25 protein-coding genes and 1 riboswitch are annotated in these 23,023 nt (G+C 61.4%); of the genes, 21 read left to right on the forward strand and 4 right to left on the reverse strand.

The features are described 5' to 3' along the window. Positions 1–11 precede the first annotated feature (11 nt). From DWX39_RS05875 to DWX39_RS05885, 3 genes are all read left to right on the forward strand, one after another. On the forward strand, positions 12–491 hold the full coding sequence (locus tag DWX39_RS05875; protein ID WP_117758825.1) for a 4Fe-4S binding protein: 480 nt from the start codon (positions 12–14) through the stop codon (positions 489–491). Positions 492–503: 12 nt separating this feature from the next. Further along, positions 504–3,281 carry a selenium-dependent xanthine dehydrogenase gene (gene xdh, locus DWX39_RS05880; protein WP_117758826.1) on the forward strand — a complete coding sequence of 926 codons (2,778 nt, stop codon included), beginning with the start codon at positions 504–506 and terminating at the stop codon, positions 3,279–3,281. A gap of 291 nt (positions 3,282–3,572) precedes the next feature. After that, positions 3,573–4,394, forward strand: coding sequence for a 3'-5' exonuclease (locus DWX39_RS05885; protein WP_158561623.1), 822 nt, complete (start codon positions 3,573–3,575; stop codon positions 4,392–4,394). Here the strand turns inward: DWX39_RS05885 and DWX39_RS05890 are convergent. From DWX39_RS05890 to DWX39_RS05900, 3 genes are all read right to left on the reverse strand, one after another. Beyond that, entirely contained in the window at positions 4,386–4,838 is a 453-nt protein-coding gene (locus DWX39_RS05890) for a hypothetical protein (RefSeq protein ID WP_117736006.1), read from the reverse strand. The two genes, DWX39_RS05885 and DWX39_RS05890, sit on opposite strands and share 9 nt — an antisense overlap. Positions 4,839–4,846: 8 nt before the next feature. Further along, positions 4,847–4,937: riboswitch (SAM riboswitch) on the reverse strand. A 266-nt stretch (positions 4,938–5,203) separates the two neighbouring features. Beyond that, the gene (locus DWX39_RS05895) at positions 5,204–6,166 is read right to left on the reverse strand and encodes a hypothetical protein (protein ID WP_117758828.1); all 963 of its coding nucleotides are present in this window, start codon (positions 6,164–6,166) and stop codon (positions 5,204–5,206) included. Positions 6,167–6,289: 123 nt separating this feature from the next. Then, positions 6,290–6,943: a transcriptional regulator gene (locus DWX39_RS05900; protein WP_022094290.1), complete on the reverse strand. Its 654-nt coding sequence runs from the start codon at positions 6,941–6,943 to the stop codon at positions 6,290–6,292. 277 nt (positions 6,944–7,220) lie between these two features. Between DWX39_RS05900 and dpaL the strand changes: the two genes are divergently transcribed. The 5 genes from dpaL (at position 7,221) to hydA (ending at position 13,599) form a co-directional block, all read left to right on the forward strand. Beyond that, entirely contained in the window at positions 7,221–8,435 is a 1,215-nt protein-coding gene (gene dpaL / locus DWX39_RS05905; RefSeq protein ID WP_089573553.1) for a diaminopropionate ammonia-lyase, read from the forward strand. Between the two features lie 232 nt (positions 8,436–8,667). Further along, positions 8,668–10,053, forward strand: coding sequence for a YgeY family selenium metabolism-linked hydrolase (locus DWX39_RS05910; RefSeq protein WP_099432046.1), 1,386 nt, complete (start codon positions 8,668–8,670; stop codon positions 10,051–10,053). 201 nt (positions 10,054–10,254) lie between these two features. Continuing rightward, positions 10,255–11,457 (forward strand): knotted carbamoyltransferase YgeW, encoded by a 1,203-nt coding sequence (gene ygeW, locus DWX39_RS05915; RefSeq protein WP_055252229.1) that lies wholly within the window; start codon positions 10,255–10,257, stop codon positions 11,455–11,457. A gap of 150 nt (positions 11,458–11,607) precedes the next feature. Beyond that, positions 11,608–12,222: a nucleotidyltransferase family protein gene (locus DWX39_RS05920; RefSeq protein ID WP_158561624.1), complete on the forward strand. Its 615-nt coding sequence runs from the start codon at positions 11,608–11,610 to the stop codon at positions 12,220–12,222. A gap of 9 nt (positions 12,223–12,231) precedes the next feature. After that, positions 12,232–13,599, forward strand: coding sequence for a dihydropyrimidinase (gene hydA, locus DWX39_RS05925; protein ID WP_117758830.1), 1,368 nt, complete (start codon positions 12,232–12,234; stop codon positions 13,597–13,599). A 79-nt stretch (positions 13,600–13,678) separates the two neighbouring features. On the opposite strand, the gene yqeC is transcribed toward hydA, so the two are convergent. Beyond that, positions 13,679–14,416 carry a selenium cofactor biosynthesis protein YqeC gene (gene yqeC / locus DWX39_RS05930; RefSeq protein WP_117758831.1) on the reverse strand — a complete coding sequence of 246 codons (738 nt, stop codon included), beginning with the start codon at positions 14,414–14,416 and terminating at the stop codon, positions 13,679–13,681. 102 nt (positions 14,417–14,518) lie between these two features. On the opposite strand from yqeC, the gene yqeB reads away from it, so the two are divergent. The 13 genes from yqeB (at position 14,519) to map (ending at position 22,933) form a co-directional block, all read left to right on the forward strand. Next, complete coding sequence (gene yqeB, locus DWX39_RS05935) at positions 14,519–15,313, forward strand: selenium-dependent molybdenum cofactor biosynthesis protein YqeB (RefSeq protein ID WP_117758832.1); 795 nt, start codon at positions 14,519–14,521, stop codon at positions 15,311–15,313. 9 nt (positions 15,314–15,322) lie between these two features. Continuing rightward, complete coding sequence (locus tag DWX39_RS05940) at positions 15,323–16,366, forward strand: XdhC family protein (RefSeq protein ID WP_117758833.1); 1,044 nt, start codon at positions 15,323–15,325, stop codon at positions 16,364–16,366. A gap of 325 nt (positions 16,367–16,691) precedes the next feature. After that, complete coding sequence (rplE, locus tag DWX39_RS05945) at positions 16,692–17,249, forward strand: 50S ribosomal protein L5 (RefSeq protein ID WP_006235260.1); 558 nt, start codon at positions 16,692–16,694, stop codon at positions 17,247–17,249. Between the two features lie 79 nt (positions 17,250–17,328). Then, positions 17,329–17,514 carry a type Z 30S ribosomal protein S14 gene (locus DWX39_RS05950; RefSeq protein WP_022094280.1) on the forward strand — a complete coding sequence of 62 codons (186 nt, stop codon included), beginning with the start codon at positions 17,329–17,331 and terminating at the stop codon, positions 17,512–17,514. A 119-nt stretch (positions 17,515–17,633) separates the two neighbouring features. After that, a complete protein-coding gene (rpsH, locus tag DWX39_RS05955; protein ID WP_006235262.1) occupies positions 17,634–18,032 on the forward strand; it encodes a 30S ribosomal protein S8 in 399 nt (132 codons plus the stop codon). 33 nt (positions 18,033–18,065) lie between these two features. Further along, complete coding sequence (gene rplF, locus DWX39_RS05960) at positions 18,066–18,602, forward strand: 50S ribosomal protein L6 (protein WP_006235263.1); 537 nt, start codon at positions 18,066–18,068, stop codon at positions 18,600–18,602. Positions 18,603–18,677: 75 nt separating this feature from the next. Beyond that, a complete protein-coding gene (gene rplR, locus DWX39_RS05965; RefSeq protein WP_006235264.1) occupies positions 18,678–19,046 on the forward strand; it encodes a 50S ribosomal protein L18 in 369 nt (122 codons plus the stop codon). A gap of 14 nt (positions 19,047–19,060) precedes the next feature. Beyond that, a complete protein-coding gene (gene rpsE / locus DWX39_RS05970; RefSeq protein ID WP_055252236.1) occupies positions 19,061–19,585 on the forward strand; it encodes a 30S ribosomal protein S5 in 525 nt (174 codons plus the stop codon). Positions 19,586–19,587: 2 nt separating this feature from the next. Continuing rightward, positions 19,588–19,770, forward strand: a complete 183-nt coding sequence (rpmD, locus tag DWX39_RS05975) for a 50S ribosomal protein L30 (RefSeq protein WP_006235266.1) — start codon at positions 19,588–19,590, stop codon at positions 19,768–19,770. A gap of 3 nt (positions 19,771–19,773) precedes the next feature. Then, positions 19,774–20,223, forward strand: a complete 450-nt coding sequence (rplO, locus tag DWX39_RS05980; protein WP_006235267.1) for a 50S ribosomal protein L15 — start codon at positions 19,774–19,776, stop codon at positions 20,221–20,223. Further along, a complete protein-coding gene (gene secY / locus DWX39_RS05985) occupies positions 20,217–21,503 on the forward strand; it encodes a preprotein translocase subunit SecY (RefSeq protein WP_089573561.1) in 1,287 nt (428 codons plus the stop codon). The genes rplO and secY overlap by 7 nt, the downstream gene beginning before the upstream one ends. 18 nt (positions 21,504–21,521) lie before the next feature. Further along, the gene (locus tag DWX39_RS05990; protein ID WP_006235269.1) at positions 21,522–22,148 is read left to right on the forward strand and encodes an adenylate kinase; all 627 of its coding nucleotides are present in this window, start codon (positions 21,522–21,524) and stop codon (positions 22,146–22,148) included. Beyond that, a complete protein-coding gene (map, locus tag DWX39_RS05995) occupies positions 22,145–22,933 on the forward strand; it encodes a type I methionyl aminopeptidase (protein WP_006235270.1) in 789 nt (262 codons plus the stop codon). Before DWX39_RS05990 ends, map begins: the two co-directional genes overlap by 4 nt. Positions 22,934–23,023 lie beyond the last annotated feature (90 nt).

Genomic DNA, 23,023 nt, shown 5'->3' on the forward strand with positions numbered 1-23,023 from the left:
GCGAGTCTCTTATGGCCAAATCCATTCAACATAACGTGGCCTACGTTGCCTGCGGAAGCGGTTGCGCCTCCGCAGGCGGCGACGCCCGCTGCAGCGAAGGCTGCATTGGCTGTGGCGCCTGCGTCACGGCCTGCCCCCACGGTGCCATTGCGCTGGTCGATGGCATCGCCCGCGTGGATCGCTCAAAGTGCACGGGCTGTGGCCTGTGCGGCATGGCGTGCCCGCAGCGCGTGATTGCCTTCGTTCCCGGCTACCAGAACATTCTGGTGCGCTGCAACAACACCGACAAGGGCGCCATTGCGCGCAAGATCTGCGACACGAGCTGCATCGGTTGCGGCATGTGCGCCAAAAAGTGCCCTGCCAGCGCTATCCGCATCGAGGACAACTGCGCCCATATCGACGGCGCGGACTGCCTGTCGTGTGGCATGTGCGCTGTCGTCTGCCCGCATGGCGCCATCCACGACCGCACCGGCATCGCCGCCGGCGTGTAGAAGGGAATCACCATGGCACAGGAATTCACTTTTACCGTTAACGGCGTCGAGCGCACGACGACTCAGAACAAGCCGCTGCTCCGCTACTTGCGCGACGACCTGCACATCCATTCCGCTAAGGACGGCTGCTCCGAGGGCGCCTGCGGTACCTGCACCATCCATGTAGACGGCGCGGCCGTCAAGGCGTGCGTGCTAACCACCGCTCTTGCCGCCGGCCGCAACATCGTGACTGTTGAGGGCCTGCCCCAGGACGTGCGCGAGGCCTTTGTGTACGCCTTTGGCGCCGTGGGCGCCGTGCAGTGCGGTTTTTGCATCCCCGGTATGGTCATGGCGGGCGCTGCGCTCATCGCCGAGGATCCCGAGCCCACCGAGGAGCAGATCAAGTACGCCATCCGTGGCAACGTCTGCCGCTGCACCGGCTACAAGAAGATCATCGAGGGTATTTCGCTGGCAGCTGCGGTGCTCCGCGGCGAAAAGCAGATCGACGAGGACTTGGAGCGCGGCGACGACTACGGTGTGGGCAAGCGTGCCTTCCGTATCGACGTGCGCAAGAAGGTACTCGGCGAGGGCAAGTACCCCGACGACATCGACGAGCTCGATCAGCCAGGTCTGACCTACGCCAGCGCCGTGCGCTCCAAGTATCCGCGCGCCCGCGTGCTCTCCATCGACACTTCCAAGGCCGAGGCCCTGCCCGGCGTGGTGGGCATCCTGCGCGCCGAGGACGTGCCGGTCAACCAAGTCGGCCACCTTATCCAGGACTGGGACGTCATGATCGCCCAGGGCGATATCACCCGCTGCGTGGGCGATGCCATTGTGCTGGTGGTTGCCGAGGACGAGGCGACGCTCGAGAAGGCCAAGAAGCTCGTAAAGATTGATTACGAGCCGCTGGAGCCCGTGCGTAACATTGTCGAGGCCAGGGCCGCCGACGCCCCACGCCTGCACGACAGCTTCTTTGCCTTTGGCAACACGGTGGAGCTCAAGGACAACGTGTGTCAGAGCCGCCACGTGACGCGCGGCGACGCCGCCAAGGCGCTGGCCGAAAGCGCGTTCACCGTGACGCAGCGCTTTACCACGCCCTTTACCGAGCATGCCTTCTTGGAGCCCGAGTGCGCCGTTGCCTTCCCGTACAAGAACGGCGTCAAGGTGCAGTCGACCGACCAGGGTGCCTACGACACGCGCAAAGAGTGTGCCCACATGTTTGGCTGGGACAACGAGCCCGAGCGCGTGGTCGTCGAGACCATGCTCGTGGGCGGCGGCTTTGGCGGTAAGGAGGACGTTTCGATCCAGCACCTGGCCGCGCTTGCTGCCTATAAGCTCCAGCGTCCTGTGAAGTGCAAGCTCACGCGTGCCGAGTCGCTCGCGTTCCATCCCAAGCGCCATGCCATGGACGGCACCTTTACGCTGGGTTGCGACGCCGAAGGCAACTTTACCGGTCTGGACTGCGAGATCAACTTTGACACCGGCGCCTACGCGTCGCTGTGCGGCCCGGTGCTCGAGCGCGCCTGCACGCATGCCGTCGGCCCCTACAAGTACCAGAACACCGACATCCGCGGCTTTGGCTACTACACCAACAACCCGCCCGCCGGCGCGTACCGCGGCTTTGGCGTGTGCCAGTCCGAGTTTGCGCTCGAGAGCCTGATCGACCTGCTGGCCGAGAAGGTCGGTCTGGACCCGTGGGAGATTCGTTATAGAAACGCCATCGAGCCGGACGAGGTTTTGCCCAACGGCCAGATTGCCGACTGCTCCACGGCGCTTAAGGAGACGCTGCTCGAGGTCAAAGATGCCTACTATGCGCATCCCGGACACGCCGGTATCGCCTGCGCCATGAAGAACGCCGGCGTGGGCGTGGGCCTGCCCGATGCCGGCCGCTGCAAGATTCGCGTCGAGAACGGCGTGGCCGTGGTCTATGCCGCCACGTCCGACATCGGCCAGGGCTGTAACACCGTCTTTTTGCAGGACGTTGCCGAGGCATGCGGCCTGCCGCTGAGCTGCATTGCCAACGGCGAGTGCTCCACCGAGAACGCTCCCGACTCCGGCACCACGTCTGGCTCGCGTCAGACGGTCGTGACCGGCGAGGCCGTGCGCGGTGCCGCCTTCCTGCTGCGCGATGCCATGGTTGGCATCGAGGCCGGCAAGCCTGCGCCTACCGCCCCGGTGAGCGCCCATGGTGACGGCGTCAAGATCGAGTACGACGACGGTCGCGCCTATCAGCTACGCACACAGGAGCTCGTCGCCGGCCAGGGCATGCATCCTCAGGATCCCGCGGCCGCCATCAAGGCGCTCGAGGGATGCGAGTTTGGCTACGTGTATCTGGAGCCGACCGACAAACTGGGCGCCGACGTCCCCAATCCCAAGAGCCACATCTGCTACGGCTTTGCCACGCACGTGGTCATTCTGGACGATGACGGCCGCGTGAGCGAGGTCTATGCCGCGCACGATTCCGGCAAGGTGGTCAACCCCATCTCGATCCAAGGTCAGATTGAAGGCGGCGTGCTCATGGGTATGGGCTATGCGCTCACCGAGGACTGGCCGCTTAAGGACTGCGTACCCCAGGCAAGGTACGGCACGCTCGGGCTGTTCCGTGCGCCCGAGATTCCGGATATCCACGCCATCTACGTGGAGAAGGACGAACTGCTGCCCGTGGCATACGGCGGCAAGGGCATCGGCGAGATCGCAACGATCCCCACGGCGCCCGCCGTGCAGAATGCCTACCGCGCGTTTGACGGCAAGCTGCGTCCAAATCTGCCCATGGTGGATACGCCGTACAGCCGCGCTCGTCACCGCGGGTAGAGTAGAGCGCGGACGGCCATTACTGACGGGCTGTTCGCGCTCAACATCAACTACATATGCTGCGTCTTTGGCCCCAGCTCCATCGCGAGCCGGGGCCTTTTGTTTGGAGCGGAGGGCGCATCCCGGAATTGGCGCTCAGAATGGGATGCGCTGCAGAGCCTCAAATGGAACATGCGTTCCAGGACCCGCAACGGCGCCGCCGCGCAATTTTGTGTCCGCACGGGCAGCTACACTTGCTGTGATATGACCGTTCGAGAAACGAGCGGCAAGCAACGGAGAGAGGCCCTAACCGTGTCAGCTGAAAAGATGCCGGGTGTCTCGGCTATCGATACGACGAACTTTGCGCGCCAGATCGTGCTGGACTTTGAGTTTGCGCCGGTGCCAAAGCAGCGTCAGCGCCGTGGACTGTGCAATGAGATTATCGAGGCCGGCGCCGTCAAGCTCGATTACCACGGCAACGTTATGGGCGAGTTCTCGCAGTTTGTACAGACGGAATTTACCGAAGGCGTTGCGTTTCCCGTCCGCGAGCTTACAGGGATATCGACCGTGGACACCGCGATGGCCGATCCGCTCTACACGGTGATCAAAAGGCTCAGCGATTGGATCGGTCGCTACTCCGCTCAGATAGTTTGCTGGAGCGGGACGGATCGTCGACAGCTTTTGACCGAGTGCCAGGCAAAGCACATCGACCTTGCCGCATTTCCTTCGGACTGGGCCGACCTGCAGGCGTTTTACACCTCGATTATGGACGTGGGCAGCCATGGGCGCGTCTCGTTGGGCGACGCGGCGACGTGGTCTGGCATCGAGTTTGACGAGTCGACGGGGCACGCCCACAGCGCTCTGGCCGATGCGCGCGTGACCGCCAAGCTGCTCAAGCAGATGATGGACGGGGACTACCGCGTGAGCCCGCGCGCCCAGGAAGTCCGCCAGCGGTGGGGGATGGGCGAGCGAGCCCGGATGCGCCTTTCCGACAAGTGCCCCGGGTCGAGCGACCTGCTGCTGAAGCTGAAGGCGGAGGGGGTAGGCCTTTTGAGAACGCCATTCGGTTTGGCATGGCAGCGCTGTAAGCGCGACTCCGCCCTGCTGTTTGAATCGAAGCGTCAATCAGTATGACGAGTGGCTCGGTCCGCCTACCTGCACTTCCGCAATCCCGCCCGCTGCACTCAGCAGCTCGTACTCCCTTTGGCTCCACTGACGCAGCTCGGCTGTGCGTACGGCGTCGCGACACAGGTCCAGAAACACCTCAGCGCCCTCGCAGAAGCGCTCGCGGGCAAAGGCTCCGGACCCGCTTGCGACACACGCGCCGTCGGCAAAGAGCTTCCAGCTAGACGGCTCGCGCGAGTCGTCTCCGAGCAGCTGAATCTGCAGTACGTGCGGATTGCCAGCAGCACAGAGTTCCTCCTCGAGCTTCTGTATGGTAAAGCGCATCTGGTGGGAGAGGCCGCTCTTCACCAAAGCCGAGGTGTAGCCGCTCGGCTCGTCTAGAAGATGCATTCGTTTTGGCTTGACGATCAGGTTGTGGAAATTGCGCTCGCTGCGCACGGAGAAATTGTCCATACGGACTCCTTTCATCGATGTTGGCAGGGCCACCGTGCCTCTTGGCCGGTTGGCGTCGGGATCGTGGAGCCAACTCTCTACCCCGACTCTGGATAAAACGCGCCCGCTCCTTGCGGGCAAGAGGAAGTCTATCAACGTGTACGGACAGAAATCAAGCGCCGCCTGCGAAATGACGCGTGAACGGCGTTGGTTTCCCAAGTGATTATTCGGCTTTCATCCAGAAAAGTGTCGAAATCAGCCGTGTAAAAGTACGGAAAAGTGTCGAAATAGGCACCTTAAAACTTCGGAAAAGTGTAGCTGGATGACAAAACAGCACTTAGAAGCCGGTGTTGGATGCGGGATCCTGCGGCCGCCTTCAGCCCTCGCTACTCATCGTCCCCGTCGTTGGGGTCGCCCTTGAGGGTGTTGATGTCCAGATACTCGTTATCGTCCTCTTTTTGCTGGGTCTCCGACTCCGCTTGGGTGGGGCCGGAGAACAGCCGGAATCCCTCAAACGCAATGACACCGAGCAGGGCAATGACAATGGCGATAAAGGCAACCTTGACTGCCTGCGGAAATTCCGAAAAACGCAGCGCCTTTTCCTCGGCGTAATAATCGGCGAAGCGCTCTTCGCCCGTGCTTTTGGTATACGCCGGTGCGGACGCGGCCTCCGGGTCATATTCCGGTGCAGGCGTGGCGGCGTACGGATCGTTGAGATAATCGCTCGATGCAGTGCCATAATCCTCGGTCTCGATGCGACCGGTGCCAGTATAGCTATCGGAATAATCGGAATATGCCGCACCGCCCTCATAGTCCGCGGCGCTCGTGTTGGCGGCAAAAAGCGGGTTAACTGGAACGTCGAGCGCCGGCATGCCGGTAGAGGTCTCATCCAGATCGGCTGCAGCCCAGGAAGCGTAGGCAACCTGATGGGCAACGGGCTCATCGAGCCTTGTGACCGGAGACTTGCGTGCCGCAGGAACGGGCAACTGCTGGGCGCTGTACATAACGGTGCTGTCGGCCGATTTGCTCCGCGTCGCCGCAGCGAGAAATGCCGCCGTCTCGGATGGGTCGCTTGCGGGGCGGGGAGCGGGCGTAGACGCGGGCGTCGAAACAGGCGGCTGCGCAGGAGTCGGCGCAGATGCGGGCTTAGGCGCAAGTGCGGGATTGGGGCTTGACGGGCGAGCCCCACCGCCCATGAGTTCGTCGGCGGTCCACGGGCGATCATCCATCACGTCGTCAAGGCTCAGCGAAAACAGGTCGTCTTCACCCTCATCGAACATGCGGTGCACATGTCCACCAATTGCCGGAATCAATCCGCGACCGGTGCATGATGCCTTGCTCAACGCCATTCTGTTCCACCCTTTCGAAATACTAATGACATCGATTATATGGAACTTTCCAAGCGGCTCGGTCTTGGATTCATGCTTTCCAGAACTCGCGCCCAAAAGGGGAGGGGCAATCCAGGCGAGTGCCTACTTGTCGCCGGCCGCCGCCTTGGCCTCATTGAGGTAGCTATAGAAGCTGTACTTAGAGATGCCAAAGAACTCGCAGGCGCGCTCGCTCGACTTGGAAATGAGGAAGGCGCCGCGACGGTCGAGGTAGCCGATGGCGCGAATGCGCTCATCTTTGGTCATAAGTGCCGCGGGCTTGCCCACAAACTGCTCGCACTCGTGCAGCAGGTCCTCGAGCAGGTCACCGATGTTCTTGGTAATGGGCTCGGGCTCGGTATAGCCCGTGCCGCCGGTGCCGGTAAAGGCGTCGAGCGAACGCTCAAAAGCCTTCATAAGCGTAATGTCAAAGTTGATGCCCAAAATGCCGACGGGCTTGCCCTCGTCGTTGCGGATAAAGATGGTCGAGGACTTGAGCAGCTTGCCGTCGGTGGTTTTGGTGAGGTACGGCTCGCGGTCGTGCACGTCGGTGGTGCCCTCGTGCATGGACTCAAACACAATATGGCTGGGGCCGTCACCCAGTTTGCGCCCGCTGACGTGGCCGTTTTCGATCACCACGATGGAGTGGTCCACGTCCTCGGTCTCCAGATCGTGGACGACGACTTCGCAGTTGGGGCCAAATTGGAGCGCCAGGCCGTGTGCAAGGCGCTTATAAAACTCAATCTGTGCGGGGGTCATGGGTGCCTTCCTAAAAATTAGTTTGGGCACACTTTGCCATAAACCACACTTGTTCGCAAATAACGAAAGCGTCGCTGCGTTATGTGACCGTTCGGCGGCGAAAGGGTACCGATTACGGCAACAAACAATTTGTTAGGTTTACCAATCAAAAAGTGTGATAGAACAGTGTTAACAAACTTTTTGTTTGGCATCCACATAAAAGTTCAGTCGCATGAATGGGAATGGGCTGAAACGCGTATGCGGGGGCCGGCAAGAGAGGACTTAAGGAGTTCACCGTATGGCCGATAAGATCCAGTGGGCGGGCAACACGATGCCCAAGAGCGATGACAAGCACTTGGGAATCATGAGCCTCGACCACGTGAAGAAGGCCCGTGCCTTCCACCAGTCGTTCCCTCAATATACCGTCACTCCGCTTGCCCGTCTGGACGGTCAGGCTGCGCGCCTGGGCCTGTCCAACCTGTGCGTTAAGGACGAGAGCTATCGCTTTGGCCTCAACGCCTTTAAGGTCCTGGGCGGCTCGTTTGCCATGGCCAACTATATTGCCGACGAGACCGGCAAGGACGTTGCCGACTGCACCTTCGATTACCTGACCTCCGATCAGCTTGCCAAGGACTTTGGCCAGGCTACCTTCTTTACCGCCACCGACGGCAACCATGGCCGCGGCGTGGCATGGGCTGCCAACAAGCTGGGCCAGAAGGCCGTCGTGCACATGCCCAAGGGTTCCACCAAGCCCCGCTTCGATAACATCGCCGCCGAGGGCGCCACGGTGACCATCGAAGAGGTCAACTACGACGAGTGCGTGCGCATGGCCGCCGCCGAGGCCGACGCCTGCGAGCGCGGCGTCATCGTTCAGGACACCGCCTGGGAGGGCTACGAGAAGATCCCGTCCTGGATCATGGAGGGTTACGGCACCATGGCCTCCGAGGCTGCCGAGCAGCTGCGTGAGATGGCCATCAACCGCCCGACGCACGTGTTTGTCCAGGCTGGCGTGGGTTCGCTCGCTGGCGCCGTGGTGGGCTACTTCACCAACCTGTATCCCGATAACCCGCCCACCTTTGTCGTGGTCGAGTGCGCTCCTGCCGCCTGCCTGTACAAGGGCGCTGCCGCCGGCGACGGAGATCCGCGCATCGTGGACGGTGACATGCCCTCCATCATGGCCGGCCTGTGCTGCGGCGAGCCCAACATCTTGGGCTGGGATATCCTGCGCAACCACACCACCGCCTTCGTGTCCTGCCCCGACTGGGTCACCGCTCGCGGCATGCGCACCCTGGGCGCTCCCGAGAAGGGCGACCCGCGCGTCATCTCCGGCGAGTCCGGCGCAGTGACCACCGGTCTGGTCGAGACCCTCATGCTCGACCCCGAGTACGCCGAGCTCAAGGAGCTCATCGGCCTGGACAAGACGAGCTCCGTGCTCTGCTTCTCCACGGAAGGTGACACGGACCCCGACCAGTATCGCCGCATCGTCTGGGAAGGCGAATACCCCACTTGCTAATCGTTGGGCGGCGCAACGCGCCGCGCCAAATTTCTATTAGACCCTCTATGTCCTGCAGATGCATGAACCCGGGAGGCGGAGGAATACCTATTTGCTCCGTCGCGAGTTCCGCACGCAAAGGAAAGCACTTAATGTGCTTTCCGTCTTGCGCAGGACTGTTCGAGCAGCGGAGTAAATAGGTATTCCTCCGCCAACTCCTAGGTAGACTCCTTCGAATGAAAGGTTGACTGTTATGACTAAAGAACTCGATTTCGACGCTATCAAGGCTGCTGCTGAGTCTCACCGCGCCGACATGACCCGCTTCCTGCGCGCTATGATCTCCCATCCCTCTGAGTCCTGCGAGGAGGGTGAGGTTGTTGCCTGCATCAAGGCCGAGATGGAGAGCCTTGGCTATGACGAGGTCAAGGTCGACGGCCTGGGCAACGTCATGGGCTTTATGGGCGAGGGCGACAAGATCATCGCCATCGACTCTCACATCGACACCGTCGGCATCGGCAACATCGAGAACTGGGATGCCGATCCCTATGAGGGCTACGAGACCGACGAGATCATCTACGGCCGCGGCGGCTCCGACCAGGAGGGCGGCATGGCTTCTGCTACCTACGCTGCCAAGATGATGAAGGACATGGGCCTCATCCCCGAGGGCTACAAGATCATGGTCGTCGGCACCGTCCAGGAAGAGGACTGCGACGGCATGTGCTGGCAGTACATCTACAACAAGGACGGCATTAAGCCCGAGTTCGTCATTTCCACCGAGCCCACCGACGGCGGCATTTATCGCGGTCACCGCGGCCGCATGGAGATCCGCGTCGACGTTCACGGCACCTCCTGCCACGGCTCCGCTCCCGACCGCGGCGACAACGCCATTTACAAAATGGCCGACATCATCGCCGACGTCCGCGCCCTCAACAACAACGGCTGCGACGAGTCGACCGACATCAAGGGCCTCGTCAAGATGCTCGACCCCAAGTACAACCCCGAGCACTTCGAGGACGCCCGCTTCCTGGGCCGCGGCACCTGCACCGTCAGCCAGATCTTCTACACCAGCCCCAGCCGCTGCGCTGTCGCTGACTCCTGCGCCATCTCCATCGACCGTCGCATGACCGCCGGCGAGACCTGGGAGTCCTGCCTGGACGAGATCCGCAACCTGCCGGCCGCCAAGAAGTACGGCGACGACGTGAAGGTCTCCATGTACATGTACGACCGTCCGTCCTGGACCGGCGAGGTTTACGAGACCGAGGCTTACTTCCCCACGTGGATCAACAAGGAGACCGCTCCGCACGTCAAGGCCCTCGTCGACGCCCACAAGGCCATGTTCGGTGACGAGCGCATCGGCTGCGAGCCCAGCATGGACAAGCGCACCGGTCGTCCGCTGTGCGACAAGTGGACCTTCTCCACGAACTGCGTTTCCATCCAGGGCCGCTATGGCATCCCCTGCGTTGGCTTTGGCCCGGGTGCCGAGTCTCAGGCTCACGCTCCCAACGAGGTCACCTACAAGGACGACCTGGTCACCGCTGCCGCCATGTATGTTGCTGCTTTGAACCTCTACGATCCGAGCCAGGCCGATGGCGACGCTACCGTGTTCCGCGCTGGTCTGACCAACAACAAGATCGACTAGTCCCATTCCTTGATCTTGTTGAGCCGGGGACAGCCTGTGTCCCCGGCACCCCCTGTTGACTTGGGGCCCGTGGTCGTTATCTCCCATGCTTCCTCAACGGTAGCGGGTCCTCGTCATAGCGCTCTGCATGTTCTAGCCACACGCGCATGCCGGAGCACATCTACTCATTGCGATCGTTTCATCTATGGAAAGGATATTTACATGGACGCCAAGTTTACCGAGCTCGTCGAGCAGCTGAACGGCCTCGATTTTAAGGGCATGTACGGCAGCGACTTCCTGCACACCTGGGATAAGACCACCGATGAGCTCAAGGCTCTCTACATCGTTGCCGACGCCCTGCGCGAGCTGCGTGAGAACAACGTTTCGTCCAAGATCTTCGACTCGGGCCTGGCCGTCTCCCTGTTCCGCGACAACTCCACCCGTACGCGCTTCTCCTTCTCTAAGGCCGCCAACCTGCTCGGCCTCGAGCTGCAGGACCTGGACGAGAAGAAGTCCCAGATCGCTCACGGCGAGACCGTCCGCGAGACCGCTACCATGATCTCCTTCATGGCCGACGTCATCGGCATCCGCGACGACATGTACATCGGCAAGGGCGACGCCTACATGGCCGAGGTCTCCGAGTCTGTCCAGCAGGCCTACGAGGATGGCGTTCTGGATCACCGTCCCACGCTCATCTCCCTGCAGTCCGACTCCGATCACCCCACGCAGTCCTCTGCCGACATGCTCTACCTCATCAACGAGTTTGGCGGTCTTGAGAACCTCAAGGGCAAGAAGGTTGCCGTTACCTGGGCCTATTCACCCTCTTACGGCAAGCCGCTGTCCTGCCCGCAGTCGCTGATCAGCCTGCTGCCCCGTTTTGGCATGGACGTCACCCTGGCCCACCCCGAGGGCTACGACCTCATGCCCGAGGTCGTCGAGCGCGCCAAGGGCTATGCCGCCGAGTCCGGCACCACCTTTAAGCAGGTCAACACCATGGCCGAGGCCTTCGAGGGCGCCGACATCGTGATCCCCAAGAGCTGGGCTCCGTTTGCCGCCATGGAGAAGCGTACCAACCTGTACGCCGAGGGCGACGACGCCGGCATCGCAGCGCTCGAGAAGGAGCTGCTCGCTCAGAACGCCACCCATCAGGACTGGTGCTCCACGACCGAGCTCATGGAGAAGACCGCCAACGGCCAGGACACCATCTTTATGCACCCGCTGCCCGCCGACATCTCCGGTGTCTCTTGCGAGCACGGCGAGGTCAACGCCGACGTCTTTGACATGCACCGCGTGGGCATGTACAAGGAGGCCAGCTACAAGCCGTACGCCATCGCAGCTATGATGTTCCTGCAGAAGGTTGCCGATCCCGCCGCTACCCTCAAGGCCCTCGACGAGCGCAACACCGCCCGTTGGTTCCAGGCCTAAAGCCGCGCTGAGGTAAGCCATGTAAAGGGGGCGCTCTGCCAACCGGCGGGGTGCCCCTTTTTGCATCGTGGGCGTGCGGGATAAGCGCTTTCGATGTAGATGCCCCGCGACGCGAGTTATGGGTACGATGGTTTCAGGGGAGGTATCGCCATGAAACTCGGTTGCGTCATTATGGCTTCGGGCGAGGGCAAGCGGTTTGGCTCTAACAAGATGCTTGCCGATATCTATGGCAAGCCGCTGATTGCCCGGACTATCGATTCGGTTCCCCGGGGCTTTGACGTCGTGGTTTCGACGCGTTGGCCCGAGGTCGCCCAGATTTGCGAGGACAAGCATTGCCCGTGCGTGCTGCACGATGGCAAGCTCAGGAGCGAAAGCGTCCGTGCGGGCCTTTCGTGGGGGGCGAGCCGCGGCTGGAAGGGTTGCCTCTTTTTGCCGGGCGACCAGCCGCTCGTGAGTTCGGATTCTTTTGAGGCCATGGTTCGCGCGTTTGATGAGCGTGGCCGCAAGTATCCGGTGCGTCTTGCGTGCAACGGTGAGCCTTCGAGCCCGGTGCTCTTTCCGGCGGAACTGTTCGATGCACTTATGTGTCTTGAGGGCAAGGACGGTGGCGGCTCGATCCTCAAGGACCGTATCGACGTGGTGCTGGTTGATGCGCGTGCTTACGAACTGTGGGACGTCGATACCGTCAAGGGACAGCGACGCATAACGGAGCATATCGCCGCCTGCTCGTATTTTGATCGCGTGGCCAACTGCATCAATCAATAAGGAGCAATTATGATCATCATCAAAAACGGCGCGCTCGTGACGCCCCAGGGGCTTCGTCGCGCCGATCTTGCCATGGATGGCGATAAGATCGTGCGGATCGCCGCGGCGATTGAGCCGGCCGAGGGCGATACCGTCGAGGATGCCGCGGGCTGCTGGGTGTTCCCGGGCTTTATCGATGGGCACACGCACATGCAGTGCTGGACCGGCATGGATTGGACAGCCGATAGCTTTGAGACCGGCACGCGCGCGGCTGCCTGCGGCGGCACGACGACCATTGTGGACTACGCGACGGCCGATCGCGGCGTGACCATGCCCGATGCCTTGGTCGAGTGGCATCATCGCGCCGACGGCACCTGCACCGCCAACTATGCCTTCCATATGGCGCTTGCCGAGTGGAATGAGCGCAACCGCGCCGATCTTTCGGCCATGCGCGAGGCGGGCGTGTCGTCGTTTAAGACCTACTTTGCCTACGACCATCTGCGCCTGGACGATGCCGAGACGCTCGAGGTGCTGGAGGAGCTCAAGCGCGTGGGCGGTATCCTGTGCGTGCATTGCGAGAACGGCACGTTGGTCAACGCGCTGCAGAAGCGCGTGTTTGAGCAGGGTATCCACGGGCCCGAGGGCCATGCGCTCAGCCGTCCGGACGTGTGTGAGGCCGAGGCCGTGAGCCGCCTGCTGTATCTGGCGCACTTGGCCGGGGACGCTCCGGTCAACGTGGTGCACCTTTCGACCAAGCTGGGGCTCGAGGCCATTCGCGCTGCCAAAGCGCACGGGCAGAAGAACATCTATGTCGAGACCTGCCCTCAGTATCTGATGCTCGACGACACCTGCTACCTTGAACAGGGAGAGGACGGCTTTGCGGGCGCCAAGTATGTGATGAGCCCGCCGCTGCGCCATGCCGGTGACCGTGCCGCGCTGCGCGAGGCGCTTGTGGCTGGCGAGATCGATACTATTGCGACCGATCATTGCAGCTTTAACCTGCACGGGCAAAAGGACCGAGGACGCGATGATTTCCGCGCGATTCCCAACGGCGGGCCCGGCGTGGAGCATCGTCCCGTTGCGATTGCCACGAGCTTTGAGGGACAGCTGGGTCCCGAGGATCTGTGCCGCTTGATGAGCGAGAATCCGGCGCGCGTTTTTGGCATGTATCCGCGCAAGGGCTGTCTTGCCGAGGGCGCCGATGCCGACGTGTGCGTGTGGGATCCGTGCGCGCGTTGGACGATCAGCGCCGCGACGCAGCATCAGGCCGTGGACTACACGCCGCTCGAGGGCTTTGAGGCGCATGGCCGCGCCAAGGCCGTGTTTGTGAACGGCGTGCTGGCGGCACGCGACGGCGAGCCCACCGGAGCCCAACCCGGCCGCTACGTGCCCCGCTAACGGGAAGACCGCCGGGGTAGCTAATTTGGGAGATGATTTTTTGGGACGGGGTAGCAAAAAGAGCCCCGTCCCAAATTTGCTACCCCTGGAGGCTGGTGGCGATGAGGGGGCGGTTGAGGGCTGCCTCGAAGCGATCTGCCATTGTTGGGTCGGCAAGCGTGTCGGCTTGGTTGAGCATGACGCGTGCGGTGCTGAGTCCCAGCGCCTGCATCTCGGCATTGAGCACCTGGGCGACGCGCTCGGGCGTGGCGATGTCGGTAGGCTCGCAGCCGCAGCGCTCGCAGAAGAGCTCGGGGCGGTGGACAACCTCGGCGACGGGCTTGCCCAGCCCCGAGGCGCCGACGACCCAGACAACGTTTGCCGTGGCGGCGGGAATTACCGGCTCCCAGGCGGCATGCGCCTTGAGCGGGAGTCGCTTGCTGCCATCTGCCTCGGCCAACACATAGTTAAAGCGCCGTGCCAGCTCGCCGAGCGGCTCGGCGGGGGCGGAGAGCTTGCCTGTCTCCGGGTCCAAGACGCCTGCCTGGCAGATGCTTCCGTGCACAAGGCCCGTGCAGGCCTCGCAGGTGCAACCGGGGACATGCGCGGCGCCCGGCTTCCAAGGCGCGGCGTCCAGGCGACGATTCGACCCGTCCCATGGCACGCCGGCGACGGGAAACATATGCGTGGTGGTGCAGAGGAGCACGCGGCCGCCAGCGCGCATGAGCTCAAGACCCAGCGTCTTCAGCAACGTCGACTTGCCGCCGCTGCCGATAATCGCGGTAATGCCTGGCTCGATCCTGAGCGCCGAGACAAGATTGCCGCTAACCGTTTCCATCTGTTCACCGCCGTATAATACTGTGATAATAAATAATCATCAGAGTAGCGGTCGAACCGCTTTTGCTCTGCTCAAACCGTAGCACAGGGAGGTGCCCCGGGAATGCTCGTTTATGTTCGCGGCGCCGGCGATATCGCCACGGGCGTCGCCGCTCGCTTGGTGCGCTCCGGCGTGTCGGTCGTTATGGCCGATATCGCGGTTCCCACGTGCATCCGTCGCACAATCTGTTTTTGCGAGGCCATTCGCCTGGGCGAGGTCGAGGTCGAAGGCATTCGCGCTCGCTTGGCACAGACGCCGGCTGAGGCGCTTGCGATTACCGAGGCTGGAGACGTCGCCGTTGTAGTGGACCCCCAGGCCAAGATGCTCGGCGAGTTGAAACCCGTGGCTGTGGTCGACGCGATTTTGGCTAAGCGCAACTTGGGCACCACGCGCGACATGGCGCCTGCCGTCATCGCCGTGGGGCCGGGCTTTACCGCGCCGGTTGACTGCGACGCCGTGGTCGAGACCATGCGTGGGCATTTCCTGGGCCGTGTCATTACCCAAGGTTCGCCCCAGCCCAACACGGGCGTGCCGGGCATTATCGCCGGCTATGGCAAGGAACGTGTTATCCACAGCCCCGCCGCCGGCGTGTTTCGGTCCGACCGCGCAATCGGCGACATCGTGAGCGCCGGAGACGTGATTGGCTACGCGGGCGATACGCCCATGTGCACGCAGATCGATGGCTGTCTGCGCGGGCTTTTGGCGAACGGCGTGCAGGTGACTGAGGGCTTTAAATGCGCCGATGTCGATCCACGCGGCGATGCCAGCTATATCAACTACATTTCGGACAAAGCGACGTCGGTCGGCGGCGGCGTGCTCGAGGCACTCGCTATGCTCACCGATGTCTTTAGAGGATAGAAGGCGGCAATGGAAAAGCTCGATGTTGTGAATGCGGCGCTTGCCGCCCTGCGTGCTGGCGAGACGTGCGAGCTGGTGGTAGTGGCCGGTACGGCGGGGTCGTCCCCGCGCGGTGTGGGCGCATGGATGACTGTCTTTGCCGATGGCAGCCAAGCGGGCACTATCGGCGGCGGCAAGATTGAGCTCTTTGCGCTGGACGAGGCGCGCGAGCTGCTGGCCGGGGGTAAATCGCGTCTGGTCCGCTACACCATGGGCGGCGAGAACTCCGATACCGGCATGATTTGCGGCGGAGCCATCTGCCTGTGCTACCTGCATCTGGATGCGACCCAGGCACCGTTGTTCCAGTCGGTTGCCGACGTCTTGGCCTATCGGCGCATCGGCGACTTCGCCATCGACTTTGAACCGTTTATCGCAAGTGCGCTCGAAGGCGATGTTGCCGAATACCATGGCGAGGAGTCGCGCCGCACCATAATGGGCTGCCCCGAGCTTTCGCTGGTGGAGGAGGGGAGTAAGGTCACCTACACCAACGCGGCCTCCGAGATTCCCGCGGCGCACATCGAGACGCTCTGCCCCGAGGGCCTGACCTATATCTTTGGCTGCGGCCACGTGGGTGCTGCGACGGCGCGGGTGCTCACGGCGGCGGGCTTTGCCGTCGTGGCTTGCGACGACCGCCCCGGCACACTGACCCCCGAATGGGTGCCCGGTGTCTACGACCGTCGTCTGGTCGACTACAAGAACCTGAGCAAGCAGTGCCCCATCGGCCCGCGTGACCTAGTGGTCGTCGCCACGGCGGGTCACAAGTCCGATATCGACGTGGTGATTCAGGCCATGCACGCCAAGCCCGCCTATCTGGGCTGTCTGGGTTCGCGCCGCAAGACGGCCTTTGTGCGCGCCCGCCTGGAGCAGGAGGGCTTTACGCAGGACCAGATCGACGAGCTGCACCTGCCGATCGGTGTCGCCATCGAGGCCGAGGACCCCGAGGAGATCGCCATCTCCATCGCTGCCGAGATGATCCACCTGCGCCGCACCAAGCTCGTCCCCCGCAAGCGCTAATCGCATCCCCATATATGAGTTGCGGTGAAATACGGACTGTTAAAGCCTGTTAAGCCGTCAAACGGTCCCTATTTCACCGCAACTGCCATTTTCCTCCGTCCCCTAGGGATCAATATGTGCGGGGGAGTTGTGGAGTTGTGCAGGCAGACGAGGTTTTTCTGGAAATACGCTCCCGATGCGCGTATAGTACCGATTGTTTTGTCGGCTCCTGCTGCGTCGAGTCCAAACCGCGAAATGCCATGAGCGGCGCGGATGCAGCCAGGAGGCACGAGGACAACCCATCGTGGCCACGCCCCGTGCTTAAAACCCCAAAAAGGAGTGAACAATGGCAGAAGAGAAGTATGTGCCGCGTCTGAAGACCAAGTACAACAACGAGGTCAAACAGCAGCTTCAGGACAAGTTCCAGTACGAGAACGTCATGATGATCCCCAAGTTTGAGAAGATCGTCGTGAACATGGGTGTCGGCGAGGCCGCTACCGATTCCAAGGCCATCGACGGTGCCGTGCGCGACCTGCGCGCCATCACCGGCCAGCAGCCGATGATCACCCGTGCCCGCAAGTCCATCGCTACCTTCCGCCTGCGCGCTGGTATGCCGATCGGCTGCAAGGTTACCCTGCGTGGCGACCGTATGTGGGAGTTCTTCGATCGTCTGACCTCCGTCGCGATCCCCCGTATCCGCGACTTCCGCGGCATCTCGGCCAAGAGCTTCGACGGCCGTGGTAACTTCTCCATGGGCGTCACCGAGCAGCTCATCTTCCCCGAGATCGACTTCGACTCCGTCGATCACCAGCGTGGTATGGACATCACTTTCGTGACCACCGCCAACACCGATGAGGAGGCCAAGGCCCTTCTGGACGCCTTCGGTTTCCCGTTCAAGAAATAGGTTCACCTGCCCTATGAGCGCCGTTCCCACAAGGGGGCGGCGCTTGGGGCGAACAATACTCTATGTGAGGAGGATATAAGTGGCTAAGACATCGATGATCGTCAAGTGCAATCGCAAGCAGAAGTTCTCTACTCGTGAGTACACGCGCTGCCAGCGCTGCGGCCGTCCGCACTCTGTGTACCGCAAGTTCGGCCTGTGCCGTGTCTGCTTCCGCGAGCTTGCACTCAAGGGCGAGCTTCCCGGCGTTAAGAAGGCCAGCTGGTAAGTCACTACCAGCGTTTCAAGCATCAGTTTGGAACAGGGAAAACGCGCTAAAAAGGCTTTGCCGTTAAGGGCGGCGAAGAACCAAGAGCACGTGTTCATCAAGAACGAAGGAGAATCTGTATGAACCTTACAGACCCGATCGCAGATATGCTTACGCGCATCCGTAACGCTAACTCTGTGAACAAGGCCACGGTCTCCATGCCGAGCAGCAAGAAGCTCGTCGAGATCGCTCGTGTTCTGCACGAGGAGGGCTACATCGAGGGCTACGATGTCGAGGACACCGTTCCCCAGAAGACTCTGCACATCACGCTTAAGTATGGTCCCAAGAAGGCTAAGGTCATCAACGGCATCCGCCGCATTTCCAAGCCGGGCCTGCGTAAGTACACCGGCGTTGCCGACATGCCCCGCGTCCGCGGTGGCCTTGGTACCGCCATTATTTCCACCAGCCATGGCGTCATGACCGACCGCGATGCTCGCAAGCACAACGTCGGCGGCGAGATCATCGCTTACGTCTGGTAATTCGCTCGGTAGGTAGAAGGAAAGGAGATCACCGTGTCTCGTATCGGTAATAAGCCTGTCCAGATTCCCGCCGGAGTCGAAGTGGCAGTCAACGGCAACAACGTTGTCGTCAAGGGCCCCAAGGGCCAGCTCGAGCTCGATGTCTTTGAGAAGCTCGCTATCAACGTCGAGGACAACGTCCTCACCGTTTCCCGTCCCGACGACGAGCGTGAGACCCGTGCCCGTCACGGCCTCACCCGCGCCCTCATCCACAACATGGTTGTTGGCGTTTCCGAGGGCTTCGAGAAGAAGCTCGAGCTCGCCGGCGTCGGTTACCGCGTGCAGCAGAAGGGCAAGAACCTCGAGTTCTCCCTGGGCTTCTCGCACCCCGTGATCGTCGAGGCTCCCGAGGGCATCACCTTCGAGGTTCCCGACAACACCCACGTGAACGTCAAGGGTATCAACAAGCAGCAGGTCGGTCAGATCGCCGCTGAGATCCGCGGCCATCGTCCTCCCGAGCCTTACAAGGGCAAGGGTATCCACTACGTTGGCGAGCACATCCGCCGCAAGCTGGGTAAGGCCGCCAAGTAGTCGTAACCGACTCACTCGCATAAGACCAGCACCCCGTCAGGTGCTGGCAAGATCAACCTTTTTAGGAGTTTACGTATGAACAAGCATAAGGCGAAGCTGGAAGGCCTCAAGCGTCGTCAGCGTCGTGTTCGCGGCAAGGTCTCGGGTACCTCCGAGCGTCCGCGTCTTCGCGTGACCCGTACTAACGCCAACATCTATGCCCAGATCATCGACGACAGCAAGGGCTCCAGCCTGACGCTCGTCTCTGCCTCGACCCTCGAGGCCGAGTTCAAGGGCACCCACACCTCGAACAAGGAGGCTGCGGAGAAGGTCGGTCAGCTCGTTGGCAAGCGCGCCATCGAGGCCGGCATCACCAAGGTCGCCTTCGATCGTGGTGGCCGTATCTACCATGGCCGCGTCAAGGCCCTCGCCGACGGTGCTCGTGCCGCCGGTCTCGAGTTCTAGGAGGTATGTAGCACATGGCTCGTAATCAGAAGCAGCAGCGCGAGGCCTCCGAGTTCGAGGAGCGCGTCGTTTACATCAACCGCGTGTCGAAGACCGTCAAGGGTGGTCGTCGCATGAGCCTCGTCGCTCTCGTCGTCGTTGGCGACGGCAAGGGCAACGTCGGCGTTGGCATGGGCAAGTCCGCTGAGGTGCCCCTGGCCATCTCCAAGGCGTCTCTCGATGCCAAGAAGAACATGTTCCACGTGCCGGTGACCGAGCAGGGCACCATCCCGCACGAGGTTCTCGGCCACTTTGGTGCCGGCCGCATCATCATCAAGCCCGCTGTCGAGGGTACCGGCGTTATCGCCGGCGGCGCTGTGCGTCCCCTCTTCGAGCTTGCTGGCATCAAGAACGTCCTGTCCAAGTCCCTCGGTACCGACAACGGCCTCAACATCATCAAGGCTGCCGTCGAGGGCCTCAAGGAGCTCTCCAGCCCTGAGGACGTCGCGGCTCGCCGTGGCCTGACGGTCTCCGAGATGTTCGTCGGTAAGGAGAACTAAGCATGGCTGACACCATCAAGATCAAGCAGGTCCGCAGCACCAACGGTTGCAAGCAGGACCAGGTCCGTACTGTCCGTGCCCTCGGTCTCCACAGGATCCGCGAGGTTCGCGAGATTGCTGACAACGAGTCCGTCCGCGGCATGATCTTCAAGGTCAAGCACCTTGTCGAGATTGTAGAGGAGTAGCAAATGCAGCTTCACGATCTTACTCCCGCGCCCGGTTCCACCAAGAACCGTAAGCGCGTCGGCCGTGGCAATTCTTCGGGTCACGGCACCACTTCTGGCCGCGGCCAGAAGGGCCAGGGTTCCCGCTCTGGCGGCACCAAGGGTGCCGGCTTCGAGGGTGGCCAGACTCCGCTGGCTATGCGCCTGCCCAAGCTTCCGGGCTTCCGCAACCCCCGTCGTATCGAGTACACCGCTGTTAACGTTGAGCGTCTCGAGCGTAAGTTCGAGGATGGCGCTGTGATCGACGGTGCCGCTCTTAAGGCCGCTCGCATCACCAAGAGCGAGTTCGAGCCCGTCAAGGTGCTCGGCAATGGTGAGCTCACCAAGAAGTTCACGGTCAAGGTCGACAAGGTCAGCGCTTCTGCGCAGGCCAAGATCGAGGCCGCCGGCGGAAAGGTCGAGCTGCCGTGCTAAATGGTCTTAAGAATGCTTTCCGCATCAAAGAATTGCGCGAAAAGATTCTTTTTACCATAGCTATGCTCGTCGTGTACCGCATTGGTGCGCACGTTCCTGTGCCCGGCATTCCCTTCCAGGGGATGCTGGGCCTTTTCTCGACCGATAACAATTCGGTCGCCGCAGGTGCTATGGCCCTCCTGAATCTTTTCTCTGGCGGCGCGTTGAGCTATGTGTCGGTGTTTTCGCTGGGCATCATGCCTTACATCACCAGCTCGATCATCCTCCAGATGCTCCAGGCCGTCGTGCCTTCCCTGCATGAGCTTGCCCGCGAGGGCGAGGTCGGTCAGACCAAGATTACGCAGTATTCGCGTTACCTCACCTTGGCTCTGGCAATCCTCAACTCCGTGGGTTACCTCTTCCTCTTTAAGAGCTTCGGCATCAGCTTTAATGGCGCCGGCGCTCCCGAGATCATCTTCGACCTCATGGTCGTCGGCACGCTCACTGCGGGCGCCATGCTGATCATGTGGATTGGTGAGCTCATCACCCAGCGCGGTATCGGCAATGGCATGTCGCTGATCATCTTTGCGAACATCATGGCCGGTCTGCCGCAGGCTATCTTCTCCAGCACCGAGGGCAATGCCGGTGGCATCATCACCATGGTGATCATCTGCGCCATCATCCTGCTGGTTATCCCGCTGATCGTTTTCCTTGAGCGCGGCCAGCGCCGCATTCCGGTCTCCTACGCCAAGCGCGTCGTGGGCCGTCGCATGATGGGTGGACAGACCACCTACCTGCCCATCAAGGTCAACACCGCGGGCGTCGTGCCGATCATCTTCGCTTCGGCGCTGCTGTACTTCCCGGCTCAGATTGCCGTGTTCTTCCCCGGCATCGGCTGGATTCAGGCAGTTGCCTCTGCGCTTTCGACCGGTTGGCTCAACTGGGTGCTTAACGTTGTCCTCATCGTGTTCTTCGCGTACTTCTACACCTCCATGGTGTTCAACCCCGATGACACGGCCGATAACCTTAAGAAGCAGGGCGGCTTTATTCCGGGCGTGCGTCCGGGTAGGGCTACCGCGGCCTACATCAAGAACGCGCTCAACAAGATTACGCTTCCCAGCGCTGTCTTTTTGGCGCTCATCGCCATCGTGCCTTCGATCATCTTCTCCTTCACGGGTAACCATCTGATCCAGGCATTTGGCGGCACGTCCATCCTCATCATGGTCGGCGTCGTGCTCGACACGGTCGATAAGCTCGAAGGCCAGATCAAGATGTATGATTACGATGGATTCTTTAAATAGGCTAGAGGAGGATTGCTCATGAACCTCGTATTGCTCGGAGCTCCGGGTGCCGGTAAGGGCACCGTCGCACAGGAGCTCGTCGCCGAGTTTGGCGTCGCCCACATTTCCACGGGCGACCTGCTGCGTGCTGCCGTCAAGGGCGGCACCGAGCTTGGTATTCAGGCTAAGAAGTACATGGACGCTGGCGAGCTCGTTCCCGACCAGCTCGTGATCGACCTTGTCAAGGAGCGCCTTGCCGCCGATGACGCCCAGCAGGGCTTCATTCTCGACGGCTTCCCGCGCAACACCGCCCAGGCTGTGACGCTCGATTCCGAGCTCTCCGCCATGGGTCGCGAGATCGATTGCGCCCTTCTGGTCGATGTGGCCCCCGAGGTCATTATCGATCGTCTGTCTTCGCGTCGCACCTGCCGCGCCTGCGGTTACACCGGCACTGCTGCCGATGCTACCTGTCCCAAGTGCGGTGGCGAGATGTATCAGCGCGACGACGACAAGCCCGAGACCATCAAGAACCGTCTCGACGTCTACGAGAAGTCCACGAGCCCGCTCGTCGACTACTATCGTGGCCAGGGTCTGCTCAAGTCGGTCAACGGTGACCAGGCTCGCGAGACCGTGTACGGGGATGTCAAAGAGGCTCTCGGTCTATGATCAAGATTAAGTCTGCAACGCAAATCGAGCAGATGAAGAAGGCAGGAGCGCTATCTAAGATGGCGCTCCGCCACGTTGGAGCCATGGTGCGCCCTGGTGTTTCGACCTTTGAGCTCGATCAGCTCGCGGAGCAGATTATCCGTATGCATGGCGGCACCCCGGCCTTTAAGGGTTACGGCGGGTTTCCCGGTACCATTTGCGCATCGATTAACGATGCCGTGGTCCACGGCATTCCCAACCCCGACATGATCCTGCGCGATGGCGATATCATTTCCATCGATACGGGAGCCGTTGTCGACGGTTGGGTCGGCGATAACGCTTGGACGTTTTTTGTCGGCACACCCACGCCCGAGGCCAAGGCCCTGTGCGAGGTTACGCGCGATTGCCTTAAGGCTGCCATCGAGCAGGCTGTTCCCGGTAACCATATCGGGGACGTCGGTTATGCCGTTCAGTCCCTCGCTGAGTCTCACGGTTACGGCGTGCTTCGCGACTATGTGGGCCATGGCATTGGCCGCGTGATGCACGAGGACCCCAACGTTCCTAACTATGGAAAGAAGGGGAGGGGCGTTCGCCTCCAGGCTGGCATGGTCATTGCCATCGAGCCGATGGTTACGATGGGTTCCAACCATGTGAGCACGGGCTCCGACGGTTGGATTGTTACGACCAACGACCACCTGCCCGCCGCGCACTACGAGAACACCGTCGCCATTACCAATGACGGTCCGGTGATTCTCACCACCGACGCGCAAGGTGCTTGGTGTTCGCTCCAAGGCGGAGAAATGTAACAAGTTTCATTTAGTTGTGGAGCCATTACGAAGTTATTACGATGCGTGCATACGTGTTGTAGAATACTCAATCGCTGTCGTTTTCTAGAG

The sequence above is a fragment of the Collinsella sp. AF19-1LB genome (genome assembly GCF_003459655.1).
Taxonomy (GTDB): domain Bacteria; phylum Actinomycetota; class Coriobacteriia; order Coriobacteriales; family Coriobacteriaceae; genus Collinsella.